We start from the raw sequence: 14,576 nt of genomic DNA on the forward strand, positions 1-14,576 counted from the left end.
AAAGAAAAAGGGGCCGCAATGGCCCCTTTTTGCTGAGCGTCAGAAGCTCAGCCCTACGCCGACATAAGGGCCATCGGCCAGGGTGTTGTCGCGACGCCCGTCTTTGCCTTCCATCTGCATGTAACGGTAGCCCACGTCCACGCTCAGCGGACGGAACTTCCAGCGCAGGCCGCCGCTGGCTTCGTTATAGGCCTTCACGCCGCTGGTGAAAGACTCAGGGGCAAAGTAACCTTCGCCGTGCAGGCTGAAGTAACGGTTAATTTCCCACTCCAGGCCGCCGCCCAGCGCCACCGCCCCGCCGCTCTTCCCGTCTTTCGGGCTGAGGTACAGCGCTTTGGCGCCCACGGTCGCCGTCAACGGCCCCAGCGGCACGCCGAAGTTCAACCCCACGCTGCCGACGTTGCCGTCATGGTCGCTGCGCGCCCAGTTGCCGGTCAGGCCCAGACCTGAAGAGCCGGTGCTCATGCCAACGCCCAGGTTGGTGTAGTGCTGCCCGGCTTCGCCCGACACGCTGATGGCGTTCGCCGCGCCGGTCACCAACAGCAATCCTGCCGCGCACGCGACCCAAGTCTTTTTCATCATCTTTCCCTCTGGTTTGTCATCCGTACCGAATGATCGAATCAACGCATAATAATAACGTCACGAGTCTATACCAAAGCTCAATGCGTATTTAAGGGATAAAAGCGAAAAAATTCTTCAATAATCAAATAAATGTAAATATTTGCAAACAACAATCTATATTCGTCAAGGCGATGCCAACGATAACCGAGACCTATTTGCCGTCGCTCGGCAATAGGGCTACAACTAGTAGTGGCTTTGACCGAGGTCAGGGGAAGAAGCCCCGCCAAAGGACTATGCTGATGAACGCTTAAACCGCCCGAGTCTTTACTTAAATGCACTACGATAAGGAGCAAGTGATGAGCAAGAAAGGACTGACCACCGCAGCCGGCGCCCCGGTTGTCGATAACAATAACGTGATCACCGCAGGCAAACGCGGCCCGATGCTGTTGCAGGACGTGTGGTTCCTGGAAAAACTGGCCCACTTCGACCGTGAAGTCATCCCCGAGCGCCGCATGCATGCCAAGGGATCCGGCGCCTACGGCACCTTTACCGTCACCCACGACATCACCCGCTACACCCGCGCCAAGATCTTCTCCGAAATCGGTAAGCAGACCGACATGTTTATCCGCTTCTCCACCGTCGCCGGTGAACGCGGCGCCGCCGACGCCGAACGCGACATTCGCGGCTTCGCCATGAAGTTCTATACCGAAGAAGGCAACTGGGATTTGGTGGGTAACGATACGCCGGTGTTCTATCTGCGCGATCCGCTGAAATTCCCCGATCTCAACCACGTGGTGAAACGCGATCCGCATACCAACCTGCGCAACCCGGTCTACAAGTGGGACTTCTTCTCCCACCTGCCGGAATCACTGCACCAGCTGACCATCGACTTCAGCGATCGCGGTATTCCGAAGTCCTACCGCCACATGCACGGCTTCGGCAGCCACACCTTCAGCTTTATCAATGCCGCCAACGAGCGCTTCTGGGTGAAATTCCACTTCCGCTGCGAACAAGGCATTGAAAACCTGATGGATGAAGAAGCGGAAGCGATCATCGCCAAGGATCGCGAAAGCTCACAGCGCGATCTGTTCGAGGCGATCAAACGCGGCGACTTCCCGCGCTGGAAGCTGCAAATTCAGATCATGCCGGAACACGAGGCCTCGCAGACGCCCTATAACCCATTCGATCTGACCAAGGTGTGGCCGCACGGCGACTACCCGCTGATCGACGTCGGTTATTTCGAGCTGAACCGCAATCCCGACAACTACTTCTCCGAGGTCGAGCAGGTGGCGATGAACCCCGCCAACGTGGTGCCGGGCATCAGTTTCTCGCCGGATAAAATGCTGCAGGGCCGTCTGTTCTCCTATGGCGATGCGCACCGCTACCGTCTGGGCGTCAACCACCACCAGATCCCGGTGAACGGCGCCAAGTGCCCGTTCCACAACTACCATCGCGACGGCGCGATGCGCGTGGACGGCAACAGCGGCAATGGCGCCACCTACGAACCAAACAGCTTCGGCCTGTTCCAGGAGCAGCCGGACTTCAGCGAACCACCGCTGAGCATTGAGGGCGCGGCCGACCACTGGAACCATCGTGAAGACGACGATTACTACAGCCAGCCGCGCGCGCTGTTCAACCTGCTGAGCGCCGAAGAGCACCAGCGCATGTTCACCCGCATCGCCGGCGAACTGTCGCAGGTGCCGGAACAGATCCAGCGCCGTCAGGTCGAGCTGTTCACCAAGGTGCACCCGGACTACGGCGCCGGCGTCGCCAAGGCGTTGGGGCTGAAATAACCTTCTGCAGCCATCCACTCAGCCGCCCTTTCGGGCGGCTTTTTTATGCCTGGGAGAGACGCTGCGCCACCCACTGCTGCAACTGGCGGCGCGAAATCTTGATGCCGCCGTTTTTCAGTTCCTCGGGCAACGGGAGCAACGCCACCGGGCGTTGGAAATTGGCCAGCTGGTTCTGCGACCAGGCGAGCAGTGCCCCCAACGACAGCGCCGGATCGCCGTCGATCACCGCCACCGGCCGCTGGCCGAACTCAGCATCCGCCATCGGCACCACAAACGCCTGCGTGATCTGCGGGTGCGCCGCCAGCACGCGTTCGATATCCTCGGGCTGCACCCCTTCGCCGCCGCTGAAAAACAGGTTGTCCAGCCGGCCGAGAATGCGCAGTTCCCCCTCCTCCATCACGCCGCGATCGCGGGTCGCGAACCAGCCCTGCTCATCGGCCAACGGCTGCAGATGCCCATGACGCCAGTAGCCGAGCGCCAGGCTGTCGGCGCGGATCCAGACCTCTTCGTCGACCAGTTTTACTTCGCGGCCGCCGAGCGGCAGGCCGACGCCCGGCCGCGCATCGGCGCGCTTGGCGCACACCGTGGAGGCCAGTTCGGTCAGCCCGTAGCCGCACCAGCAGCGGATCCCCGCCGCCTCCGCCCGTTCGGTCAGCTCCACCGGGATCATCGCGCCGCCGAGCAGCACCGCTTTCAACGTCATGCCCGTCAGCGGTTGCGCCAACAGCCGCCAGAGCTGCGTCGGCACCAGCGAGGCGTGCGTGCAGCCAGCCAATGCCTCGGCCAGCGGGTGCATCTCGCGCACCGCCAACCGCGCACCCGCCGCCAGCCAGCGCCAGACGATGCCCTGACCGGAGACGTGAAACAGCGGCAGTGACAACAGCCAGCAATCCTCGCGTTGAAAATCCATCAGCTGCAACACCCCGGCGGCGCTGGCCAGATGATTGGCGTAGCTGTGCGCCGCCGCCTTCGGCATGCCGCTGGAACCGGAAGTCAACGTCAGCGTCGCCAGACGCTGCGCATCCCACGTCGGCAGGTCTGGCCAACGCGGCTCGGTCGAGGGCGGCGTCAATCGAATCACCTCTTCCGGCAGCGCCGGCAACGAGTCCGGGCCGAAGACAAAGGTCATATCCAATTCCGGCAACAGCTGCGCCAGCAGCGGCGTCGGCAAGGCGGGATTGAGCGGCAACAGGCGCGCGCCACATTGCAGCAGCGCCAGATAGGCCAGCAGCAGCGGATAGCTGTTTTTACCGCACAGCGCCACGCCGCAGCCCGGTTCAACGCCCTGATGCTGGAAATCCGCCGCCAGCTCATCCACCTGGCTTTGCAACGCCAGCCAGCTCAGCGGCCGTTCGCCGAGCAACAGCGCCGTCGCCTGCGGCTGAAGGCGCGCCCAGTGCCGCCACGGCCAATCGCTTAACCGCGCCATAGACACTCCAGCGCCGAAACATCCAGCAGCGGCAACGCGCTGCCCGGCCACGGGCGCAGCACCTGCGCCTTCATCAACCCCAGCGTGTCCAGCCCCGGCACGGTGTCCGGCGTCAGCCAATGGGCGATGCGCGCCAGCTGGGTCAACCCCAGGCTGGATTCGAGGCTGGAACTGATCACCGCCGTCAGGCCCGCCGCGTGCGCCTGCGCCACCAGCGTCTGGCAACGCGCCAGGCTGCCGACCAGCGTCGGTTTGATCACGATGGCCGCTACGCCCGGCTCGGCCTGCACCACAAAATCCGCCTCGCGCACGCTCTCATCCCAGGCGATGGCAATGCCGGTCGCCCGGGCGAAATCACGCGATTCATCACGGGTCTTGCAGGGCTCCTCTAAAAAAGCGATGCGATCGCGCCACGCTGGGTTGACGTATTTGGCGAAGCCGTCGGCCTTGGCGCGGCTCCAACTGCGGTTGGCATCCAGCCGCAGCCGCAGATCCGGCAGCGCCTCCAGCAGCACGTTGACGATCATGCCGTCCCGCACCGCCTCATACAGCCCCACCTTCACCTTGGCGACTTTCTCGCCCGGCAAGGCGCTCAATGTCTCGAACAGCTCGTCCGGATCGCCGGTACACAGCGGCGCCTTGCGGAAATCCGCCTGCGTCGGCAAGCGCTGCTCCAGCTCGGCCTGCGCACAGCTGAGCCCAAAGGCCACCGAGGGCAGCTCGCTGTCATCCGGTTCGTTGCCCGCCAGCCACGCCTGCAGCCAGTCCAACGCGGCCTGTTCGGCCTGCACCAACGTTTCCTGGCTGAATTCCGGCAGCGGCGCGATCTCGCCCCAACCTTCACGCTCGCCCTGACGCAGCTGCACCACCCATCCGTCACGCGTTTTCAACCGCTGATTGCGCAGCACCACGCCCGCCTCCATCGGCAGGCTGTAACGGTATAGCGCCGCGCTGCGGTTTGCCCCGCTCATTACGGGTTACGCTTGAATTTGCTGAAATCCGGCTGGCGCTTCTCGTTGAAGGCGTTGCGCCCTTCCTGCCCTTCGTCGGTCATGTAGAACAGCATGGTGGCGTTGCCCGCCAGCTCCTGCAAACCGGCCTGGCCGTCGCAGTCGGCATTCAGCGCCGCCTTCAGGCAGCGCAGCGCCATCGGGCTGTTCTGCAGCATTTCGCGGCACCAGCGCACCGTCTCTTTTTCCAGATCGGCCAGCGGCACCACGGTATTGACCAGCCCCATGTCCAGCGCGGCGGCGGCGTCGTACTGGCGGCACAGGAACCAGATTTCGCGCGCCTTCTTCTGGCCGACGATGCGCGCCATGTAAGACGCCCCCCAGCCGCCGTCGAACGAGCCCACTTTCGGGCCGGTCTGGCCGAAGATGGCGTTATTCGCCGCGATGGTCAGATCGCACATCATGTGCAACACGTGGCCGCCGCCGATCGAATAGCCGGCCACCATCGCCACCACCGGTTTCGGGCAGGTGCGGATCTGGCGCTGGAAGTCCAGCACGTTGAGGTGGTGTACGCCGCTGTCGTCGCGATAGCCGCCGTAGTCGCCGCGCACTTTCTGATCGCCGCCGGAGCAGAAGGCCTTATCGCCGGCACCGGTCAGAATAATGACGCCGATGCCGTCGTCGTAACGGGCGTTGGCCAGCGCGTCGAGCATCTCTTTGACCGTTTGCGGGCGAAACGCATTGCGCACCTGCGGCCGGTTGATGGTGATTTTGGCGATGCCGTCGGCGGACTTGTGATACAGAATGTCTTCGAAATCGCCGGTGCAATCCTGCCAGGCGATGGCGGCATACAGCTGTTCTTCATTCGGATAAAGCATGTTCGGTTCCTTTAACCAGGGTTAACGAGAAAGGTCTGCAGCTCGGCGACGAAATCCTGCGGATTGGCCAGATGCGCGTTGTGGCCGGCCTGCGGCACGATGCGCAACGGCAACCCGGCGTCGCGCGCCAGCCGTTGAAATTTGGGATCGTTCTCACCGCACAGCACCCGCAGCGGCATGGTCAGTTGGCGCAGCTGCGGTGCCAGATAGGGCTGCCGCCCGAGCGACGTGGCTTCGAGCATGTCGGCGATCGCCGGGCCGCTGTTGACCGAGCGCGCGGCGATCAGCGCCTGGCGGTGCACGTGGCTGAGCTCTTTGAACACCGGTTGCTGATACCAGTCCGCCAGGACTTCGGCAATCGGCTCACTGCGAAAACGCGCCGCCCATCGCGCATCCTGCTCGCAACGATCGCGGCGCTGTTGTTCGTCCTCAAGTCCCGGGTTGCCGCCCTCGACCAGCACGCCTTGCAGACCGTCGTGGCGTCCGTGGCAAGCGTGATACATGGCGATGCGCCCGCCGAGCGAGTAGCCCACCAGCCAATAACGCTCGATATTGCGCAGTTGCAGGGTCGCGGCGATTTGCGCGCTGATGTCGTCGAAGCCGCGGCAGCTCACCGCCACGGAATCGCCGTGGCCGGGCAGATCGATGGCCAACGACGGCCATTCCGGGCAGCGCGCGGCGATCACCCGCCATTCATTGTTGTTGCCGAGCAGGCCATGCAACCATATCAGCCAGGGGCGGCCCGCTTCGCCCTGTTGCAAAATTCGCGTCGCCAGCATCATTGCACCGCCATCTGTTGCACCAGGTATTGCAGGCTTTCGGCCCCTGCGCTCGGCGGCACCTGCAACTCTATCAACGTGGCGCCGCCGCGCCGCCAGCCTTGCTCAACCGCCTGTTGCAGCTGGCGCCAGTTTTCCGGCCGCGCATAGTCAAGCTGGAACATCGCCGCCGCGTGGCTGAACTCAACGTTCTGCGGCATGCAGTAAAAGCGCTGACGCTCCTCTTCCGGCGTCGGCAGCAGTGAGAAAATTTGGCCGCCGTTGTTATTGACGACGATCAGCACCGTCGGCGCCGAACAGTGGCGCAGCAGCGCCAGCGCATTGAGGTCATACAGGGCGGAAAGGTCGCCCACCACCGCCAACGTCGGCCGGGCGGTGGCGCGCTGTACGCCGGCGGCGGTGGAAATCAGACCGTCGATGCCGCTGGCGCCGCGGTTGCTGAATACCGGGTAAGCGGCAGGCAGCATCGTTAACGCGTCGATCAGTCGCACCACCAGGCTGTTGCCGAGAAACAGCTGGCCGTTCTCCGGCAGCAGTTCCGGCAGGCGGTGCGCCAGCTGCGCTTCGCCAAAGTTATCGTGCAGATGCGTGGACGCCGCCGTCAGCGCTTTATCCGCCAGCGCCGCCAGCCCGGCGGCCCACGGCGCGCGCGGTTGCGCGGGATGCTGCGCCAACCACTGCGCCACGCCGGCGCGCAGGCGCCGCCCCCGGTGTTGGGCCGGATCGAGCCGCCCCGGCAGCTCGTCGATAATCCAATATTCTTCCGGCTGACACTGCGCCTGCCATTGCAGCAGGCGTTTGCCGGTCAGGCTGCCGCCGAACTGCACCACCAGCTGCGCATCTTGCAGTACGCGCTGCGCCTGCGGATGCGCGAGCCACAAATCGGCGCAGGGCAGCGGTTGCCCGGTCTGCGACAGCACATCGCCGATCAGCGGCCAGCCCAGCGTTTCGGCCCAGTCGGCCACCTGCGCGCCCTCTTCCGCGCTCATGCGCCCGGCCAGCACCACGCCGCGCTTTTGCCGCCAGGAGAACCAGTCCGGCTGCGGCGACGGCGCCGCACGCGTCTCGCTTTCCTGCAGCCACGGACGATCGCTCTGCCACCAGTCGCCCAGCGCGGCGGACCAATCGGCATAGTGACGCTCATCGCCGCCGTACAGCGGTTCGGCGAACGGGCAGTTGATATGCAAAGCGCCATGCTGCAGGCGCGCCATCGCGCTGTCGACGCTGGAGGCCAGCCACGCGGCCGGAATATCCGGCGTCGGACGCGGCAGATCGATCGCCAACGTCGGGTGGCTGCTGTAGAGACCGTTTTGACGGATCGCCTGATTGGCGCCGCAGTCGATCAGTTCCGGCGGCCGATCGGCGGTGAGAAACACCAGCCGTTCACCGGTCAGGCCGGCTTCGATCAACGCGGGATAAAGGTTCGCCGCCGCGGTGCCGGACGTAACGATCACCGCCACCGGCTCACGCGCCGCCTTCGCCAGCCCGAGCGCCAAATGGCCGAGCCCGCGCTCATCAAAATGGGTATGGCAGATAAACGATCGGTTGGCCGCGGCGGCCAGCGTCAGCGGCGTGGAGCGCGATCCCGGAGCGATACAAACATGCCGCACCCCATGGCGGGCCAGCGCCTCGAGCAGCACAGCCGCCCACCGGCGATTAAAAACACTTGTCGACATAGTTCGCTCACAAGTCAGTTAGCAGAGATCGTCCCCGGCGCAGCCGACGGACGCCGCGCCTGTAGTTACGTTCTGTATTATATGAGGTGTTATTTTCACGGCTTTTGCGCCAGCGCAAGAACGCCGTATATCCCTGGGTGTTTACACCAGATAATTGTTTGATTTAGAACAAAAAACAAACAATTAAAACACAAACACTTTACACTTGCGGCGACGCCGGCTCAATCCGTCCATACAAAAACAAGGGAGATAAAGGCGCTCCAACGGCGGCCAGCGGGAAGTATAGGCGGGATAAGGGAAAGCGATCGGGGAAACGGCGGGATGAACGACACAGTCTGCAGAAAAGCACGAGGCGGCCTGCGCCGCCCCGATGACATGATTTATTTGCGGGCCAGCAGCAGCCCCAGCACCAGCCCGACGGTGGCACCGATGCCTACGCTGTGCCAGGGTTTATCCCGCACGTAGTCGTCGGTGCGGTGCACCGCTTCTTTGGCGCGCGCATAGTAGGATTCGCCGGTGTTCGCCCAGCGCGCCTTGACCTCACTCAGCGCCTGCTCGGCGTGCGACTTGATGTCAATGTAGGCCTGATCCGCACGATCGCCGGTGTATTGCAACACTTCTTCCAGCGTCTCGGTCAGCATTCTCAGATCGTCATCCAGCGTAGTTTGCTCAGCATCCGAATGTCTTGCCATAGTGAGGTCTCCGTGGTTGAAAAATTAAGCGTTCCTACACTATAGACAAGGATCGTCGCCTGCGGCCATCGGACTTTTACCCTAAAACACCAATTGCACCTTGGCGGCCTGGCGCTTGTCGCCGGCAAACTCCAGCGCCTGCGCCAGTTGGTCCCCGGCGAATTCCGCCGACAACAGCGGCAACGGATCGACCACATCGCCGGCCAGCCAGGCCACCGCCAGCGCGAATTCCGCCACGAAACGAAACGATCCGAGCAGGTTCAACTCTTTGGCGATCAACAACATCAGCGGGAAATCAGGGAAGCTGCCGCCCATGCCTACCTGCACCACGGTGCCTTTGGCGCGGGTGATCTCCAGACAGCGCTGCAGCGACAGCGGATGTCCCGCCACTTCGAAGGCGACATCGAAATAGCCCTTGTCCTGCTGATAGTCGCTAAAATCGTCGTCCGCGGCATGCAGGCACCGATTGGCCCCCATTTGGCTGGCGATCGCCAGGCAGCGCGGACTGAGATCGGCGCAGACAATCTCGGCGGCGCCCAGCGCTTTCAGCGCCGCCACCAGCAGACAGCCGATCGGGCCGACGCCAGACACGAAGATCTTTTTCCCCGCCACATCGCCGGGCTGCTTCGCCGCGTGAACAGCCACCGCCAGCGGTTCGGCGAACACCATCACCCTGTCGTCGCGATCGGCGGCGTAAGGAATGCACTGCGCGCTATCCACCACTTTGTATTGGGTAAAAGCGCCGTCGACGTGCGGAAAATACATCGCGCTGCCGAAAAAGCGCATCTCGACGCATTGATTGCTTTGCTGCTCCAGACAGTATTTGCACTGCCCGCAGGGTTTGCTGGGATTGAGCGCCACCTTCTGCCCGGCCGGCAACTGCGGCGAATCGCTGGCGACCACCTCACCGATCACCTCATGGCCCAGCACCATCGGCTGACGCACCTGAAAATTGCCGACCTTGCCTTCCTGGAAGTAATGCAGATCCGAGCCGCAGATGCCGCCGCGGCTGATTTTCACCAGCGTTCCCTGCCCTCGATAATCCACTTCTTGCGCGATCACCGCCACGTCTCGCTTGCCGTTGACCACGCAGGACTGAGTTTGAATTTTCATCGCAAGACTCCACGGAAAAAGATTACACCGCCGCCGACATGCCGCCATCGACAAACAGCAGTTGCCCGTTGACGAAGGCGGAGGCGTCGGCAGCCAAGAACACCGCCGCGCCGATCAGCTCCTGCGGATCGCCCCAGCGCGCGGCGGGCGTGCGTTGGGTCAGCCAGGCGGTGAAGGCCGGATCGTCGGCCAGCGCCTGCGTCATCTCGGTTTTGAAGTAGCCGGGGGCAATGCCGTTGACCTGAATGTTGTAGCGCGCCAGCTCCACGCACATGCCGCGCGTGAGCATTTTCACCGCCCCTTTGGACGCCGCATAAGGGGTGATGGTGTCGCGGCCCAGCTCACTTTGCATCGAGCCGATGTTGACTATCTTGCCGCGCCGGCGCGGCACCATGTAACGCGCCACGGTCTGCGACACGATGAAGACCGCCTTCTGGTTGACGGCAATGATGTCGTCCCAGTCTTGCTCCGGAAACTCGGTGAACGGGTGGCGGCGCTGGATGCCGGCGTTGTTGATCAAAACGTCTATCGCGCCGATGTCCGCTTCGATACGGTCGATGGCGGCATGCACCGCCTGGGAATCGGTGACATCGAACGCCGCCGCCTCGGCGCGCAGCCCCTCTTCGCGCAAACGTTCGGCGGCGTGCCGGGCATGTTCTTCGGTGGTGGCGTTGACCAGAATATGCGCGCCTTGCTGCGCCAGGCCGCGTGCCAGCAGAAAACCGATGCCGCGCGAGGCGCCGGTGATCAAGACGGTCTTGTTATCCAGTGAAAACAGATTGTTCATAGTGATTCCCGGCCATCAGGCCTCCAATCGGACAGGCTTCTATCTCAGCCGATTGTTACCGGTAAAAACGTGATGGAAATCACTGAAAATCATGTTACGAAACCCTGTTACCCTTAACGTGATCTCACGCAGGCAGCCAGCGGGTAAAACTTATCTATCCGATTGAAAAACGGCTATTTTCAATAGAATTACATTCATTGTTATCGCCAAATCGATGGGTTAACATGCCGCTATCCCCCTTGCCGCGCCGCCCGTGACGGCCACCGAATGAAACACCTCCGCGTTACGCGACAGGACATCGCACAATGGGCCGGCGTAACCCAAACGCCGGGTAACCAAACGCTGGTGGTGAACTGCCGTCTCTCACTCGGCGGCACCGTTTGAGCCGGCATTCGGGCCAATCGGCGGCGTAGCGCGGGCTTTTTCGCTGCGAGCCGCCCACCACAGACCGCTGTTTTTCATCGCATAGCCGAATAGCAGGCCCACCAGCAGGGAAAGCGTCACCAGCGGCCAATCGCCACCGCCGGCGAAGGTCGCACAGGCGCCGATAAAGGTGCCGGGCACGAACCCCAGCCACTGCTGTTTGGCCTGAATGCACATCAGGAACGCCACGACGCCGGTCAGCAGATACCCCAGCAGATTCCACTGCGGCGCCAGTTCGCTGCCGTGGATGATCGCCATTGCCCAGAAGACGCCGCTGCAGCAGGTCAACGCGCCGATCAACAGCCCTTTCAGCCCGCCCTGCGGGCAGGCGAAATACGCCGTGCAGCCGAGAAAACCGGCCCAACCGATCAGCCCCAGGCTGACGGCAACCCAGCCCCAAACGCCGGAGAGGATCCCGGTAGTAACGGCAATGGCGAAAAGAACGTTCATAAAGTGACCCGCGGCAAAAATAAAGCGCGCAGTTTACCCGAAGCGAGCGATTTTTTCGTGATTAAAATCACAATAAAAATGCAAATAAGGAAATGGAAATATCAAAAAAGCAATGTTTATCACAAAAAAAAGCCAGCGTGACGAGCACGCTGGAATAACACAACACCAGGGAAATCACGATCTCAAATGAAATGCCTACATGCGACGCCTGTCGCCCCCCTCCCGAACGCCGGTTTCAGCGTGGGAAGCCCGCACGCGTTACCATGACGCTCAACATCAAACAAATCACGGCGCTGCTCAGGAATAACAAGTGGGTCGCCAAATGCAAATCGGCGTGGTCGATCACAACGCCCAACAGGATCGGCACCCAGTTAGCGATATATGCGATCACGTAGAACAGGGAGATCAAACGCGCATGGCTGGCTTTCGGTGAAATCAGATTCACCAGCGTGGCGCTGCCGACGAAGATCGCGCCATAGGCGTAACCGGCGATCACCATGCCTGCGGCGGCCAGCGCCAGCGAATGGATCTGAATCGCCACGGCGAACACCCCGACCGACAAAGCCTGAGCCAGGCAGCCGAACATCAGCGAATGGCGGGCGTTGATGCGACGACTCAAAATCTGGCTGATGCCGGCAATCACCAGATAGACGGCGACCACATAGCCAAAGACGCCACGGCTCTGCATATCCAACAGTTTTTCGGCGACGCTCGGCCCTATCGCCAGAATGCTGGCGGCAACCGCCCAACAAATGAACAACGCCCCGGCGCACAGGAAGAATTTACCGCCGGTCGCGCGCAGGCCATCCGCCAGAGAGCTTTTCGTCACCGGCGCGTTATCCGCCGCTGCGCTATCGGCCTGCGCCGCCACCGCCTCTCGCGGCCAGCGCAGCATCACGCCCAGTGCGGCGACGGCGGCAATGGCCATGATGATGATGAACGGCAATGACGTGGTATGAAAACCGGTTTGCAGTGCGACGCCGCTAAAGATCGGGCCCAGGGCCAATCCGGTGGTAAAGGACAGCGTCGCGATCAACGCCGCATTTTTTCCGCCGTCCTGCGGCCCGAAACGCACCAACGCGATATTCGCCGCACCGGTCAGGGCGCCGGTGCCGACGCCGGCCAGCAGCCGTGCCATAAACATCATGAAGAACGACGACGCCACCGAAAACAGCAGCGCGCCAAGCAACACCACCAACAGCGCCGGCACGATCATGCTGCGCAGGTCTTTTACTTTCCCCGCCATATTGCCTACGCCGAACAGCGAAATCAGCACGCCGGCGGCATAAGCGCCGTAGATGATCGTCAGGCTGACCGAGCTCAACGCCAGCTCATGTTGATAAAGCGGATAAAGCGGCGTCGGCGCGCTGCTGTTCAACAGCGCTGACATCAATGCCAACGCCAGAAACAGCAAGATAGCGAAATGCGATGTACCCGCCTTCGCTTTAGCCGTTTCTTCAACGGCGATACTTTCTGACATGTTCAACTCCCGAATCGATCAGGCATTCGCCCTAAATAAATGCGTCTTCCCGCATGCCACGCGGCTTCAGGAAGCGCGCTTATCATAGCGTTGGGCTATCACGCCCAAAATAGCCAAGAATGCATCATCGTGATTCATTAATGCAGCATCGCAGCGTCAGGCATGCATTTCTGCAGCATGCGACGCCGCCAAGCGATGGCGCAACCGCCCAATGCCACGCCATACACTGCATGGTTGGCCAGGCTGGCGATCAGCAAAGCCGGATTTTTGCCGGCCATTCCCCAAAACCCCAACCCCACCGAGGGATAAATGAAGCACAGCGAGATCAGCGAACAGGCCAGGCCATACGTCAGCGCCCCGACGAACAGGCCGCCCCCCGACTTAACGCGCGGGCAGATCAGGCAATAGAACGGGATCGCCAGGCTAATGCCGGCAAAATAGTGCGCGCCGTAGCCCATCATCAGAGCCTCTGGCACATCGGGAATGTCGCCAGGCCGCAAAAACCAAAATTGCCCCTGCAGCCATTGATTCATCAGTTTGCCGATGAAGGCCAGGTTGAGCTTGCCGATGAGACCGACGCTGGAGGCGACACTGTTCACCCCATCCATCGTCAGCGTCGCCACTATGCCAAACAAGACCGCCATCGCCATGGCGCCAACCGGACGCATGTTCATTGTTTCGTTCCTTATCACGTTATGCCACCGCCGCCTGCTCGGACTTGGCCGAAGCACGCTTGCGCACCGCCAACGCGCCGGACAACACGATCAGCGCCATACCGGCGGCGGCGATATAAGACAGCCGCTCGCCAAATATCAGATAGCCAAGCAGCGTAGAGAAAATAATGGTGCTGTAAGAGAGAATGCTGACAATCACCGCATTGCCACCCCCGTAGGCGCGAGTCATGGCGATCTGCCCCAGACTGCCGAAGACGCCAATGGCGCAGACGCACAGCAGCATTGCGCCGTCCAGCAAGGAAAAGCCCAGCAACGCAGTCATCAGGCCGCCAACCAGCGTTCCCACCAGCGAGAAATAGAACACCACGCGCAGTTCCGGCTCACCGCGTCGCACCAGCTTGCCGACGTTAAAGTAAGCCAGCGCGGTTAACAAACCGGCCGCCAGCCCGACCAGCGTGGCAACGTACTCCCCGTTGGGGGCGTCGGGGCGCAGCAAGACCAAAATGCCGGCAAAGCCCAACAGCACGGAAAACAACAGCCGACCGGTCAGCTGCCCTCGGGTCGTGATGAACGCGATCGCCGACTGAAAGAGGGGGTTGGTATAACCCAACGTGGTGGCGGTGGCGATCGGCAGATGTATCAGCGAATAAAAACCGCAGTACATCGCCGCATTGCCTATCGCCGCCCGCTTCATATGCAATCCGAGATGACGGGTGCGAAAACCGAGGCGCTGGATCTTGATCAGCGCCGCGACGATCAGCACATTGATGAGAGAACGATAAAAAATGATGTCGAAAAATCCGACCGTCGTCGACGCCAACTTGATGCAAGCACCCATCAGCGCAAAGAATCCGCTGGCGACGACCATCCACAAAGCTACCATGATCTTCT

14 protein-coding genes are annotated in these 14,576 nt (G+C 61.8%); 1 reads left to right on the forward strand and 13 read right to left on the reverse strand.

The window, feature by feature from the left end:
• Positions 1-39: 39 nt before the first annotated feature.
• Positions 40-579, reverse strand: a complete 540-nt coding sequence (locus MMS95_RS02465; RefSeq protein WP_004935943.1) for a YfaZ family outer membrane protein — start codon at positions 577-579, stop codon at positions 40-42.
• Between the two features lie 338 nt (positions 580-917).
• Between MMS95_RS02465 and katA the strand changes: the two genes are divergently transcribed.
• Positions 918-2,354: a catalase KatA gene (katA, locus tag MMS95_RS02470; protein ID WP_015378563.1), complete on the forward strand. Its 1,437-nt coding sequence runs from the start codon at positions 918-920 to the stop codon at positions 2,352-2,354.
• Between the two features lie 43 nt (positions 2,355-2,397).
• On the opposite strand, the gene menE is transcribed toward katA, so the two are convergent.
• From menE to MMS95_RS02530, 12 genes are all read right to left on the reverse strand, one after another.
• On the reverse strand, positions 2,398-3,783 hold the full coding sequence (gene menE, locus MMS95_RS02475) for an o-succinylbenzoate--CoA ligase (protein ID WP_048324462.1): 1,386 nt from the start codon (positions 3,781-3,783) through the stop codon (positions 2,398-2,400).
• The gene (gene menC / locus MMS95_RS02480) at positions 3,771-4,754 is read right to left on the reverse strand and encodes an o-succinylbenzoate synthase (protein ID WP_156865836.1); all 984 of its coding nucleotides are present in this window, start codon (positions 4,752-4,754) and stop codon (positions 3,771-3,773) included. Before menC ends, menE begins: the two co-directional genes overlap by 13 nt.
• Positions 4,754-5,611, reverse strand: a complete 858-nt coding sequence (menB, locus tag MMS95_RS02485; protein ID WP_156865835.1) for a 1,4-dihydroxy-2-naphthoyl-CoA synthase — start codon at positions 5,609-5,611, stop codon at positions 4,754-4,756. The genes menC and menB overlap by 1 nt, the downstream gene beginning before the upstream one ends.
• Positions 5,612-5,622: 11 nt before the next feature.
• On the reverse strand, positions 5,623-6,393 hold the full coding sequence (gene menH, locus MMS95_RS02490; protein WP_103085509.1) for a 2-succinyl-6-hydroxy-2,4-cyclohexadiene-1-carboxylate synthase: 771 nt from the start codon (positions 6,391-6,393) through the stop codon (positions 5,623-5,625).
• A complete protein-coding gene (gene menD, locus MMS95_RS02495) occupies positions 6,390-8,066 on the reverse strand; it encodes a 2-succinyl-5-enolpyruvyl-6-hydroxy-3-cyclohexene-1-carboxylic-acid synthase (RefSeq protein WP_156865834.1) in 1,677 nt (558 codons plus the stop codon). Before menD ends, menH begins: the two co-directional genes overlap by 4 nt.
• 380 nt (positions 8,067-8,446) lie before the next feature.
• On the reverse strand, positions 8,447-8,758 hold the full coding sequence (gene elaB, locus MMS95_RS02500; RefSeq protein ID WP_004935964.1) for a stress response protein ElaB: 312 nt from the start codon (positions 8,756-8,758) through the stop codon (positions 8,447-8,449).
• An 81-nt stretch (positions 8,759-8,839) separates the two neighbouring features.
• Positions 8,840-9,871 carry an L-idonate 5-dehydrogenase gene (gene idnD / locus MMS95_RS02505; protein WP_033632516.1) on the reverse strand — a complete coding sequence of 344 codons (1,032 nt, stop codon included), beginning with the start codon at positions 9,869-9,871 and terminating at the stop codon, positions 8,840-8,842.
• Between the two features lie 22 nt (positions 9,872-9,893).
• Positions 9,894-10,658 (reverse strand): gluconate 5-dehydrogenase, encoded by a 765-nt coding sequence (idnO, locus tag MMS95_RS02510; RefSeq protein ID WP_033632515.1) that lies wholly within the window; start codon positions 10,656-10,658, stop codon positions 9,894-9,896.
• Between the two features lie 363 nt (positions 10,659-11,021).
• The gene (locus MMS95_RS02515) at positions 11,022-11,531 is read right to left on the reverse strand and encodes a DUF1097 domain-containing protein (protein WP_004935976.1); all 510 of its coding nucleotides are present in this window, start codon (positions 11,529-11,531) and stop codon (positions 11,022-11,024) included.
• Between the two features lie 235 nt (positions 11,532-11,766).
• The gene (locus tag MMS95_RS02520) at positions 11,767-13,011 is read right to left on the reverse strand and encodes an MFS transporter (protein ID WP_103085511.1); all 1,245 of its coding nucleotides are present in this window, start codon (positions 13,009-13,011) and stop codon (positions 11,767-11,769) included.
• Positions 13,012-13,148: 137 nt separating this feature from the next.
• Positions 13,149-13,685, reverse strand: coding sequence for a DUF2938 family protein (locus MMS95_RS02525; RefSeq protein WP_242141364.1), 537 nt, complete (start codon positions 13,683-13,685; stop codon positions 13,149-13,151).
• A 19-nt stretch (positions 13,686-13,704) separates the two neighbouring features.
• On the reverse strand, positions 13,705-14,568 hold the full coding sequence (locus MMS95_RS02530; protein WP_049241827.1) for a DMT family transporter: 864 nt from the start codon (positions 14,566-14,568) through the stop codon (positions 13,705-13,707).
• Between the last annotated feature and the right edge of the window lie 8 nt (positions 14,569-14,576).

The sequence above is a fragment of the Serratia sp. PGPR-27 genome, assembly GCF_022678525.1.
Classification (GTDB): Bacteria; Pseudomonadota; Gammaproteobacteria; order Enterobacterales; family Enterobacteriaceae; genus Serratia; species Serratia nematodiphila.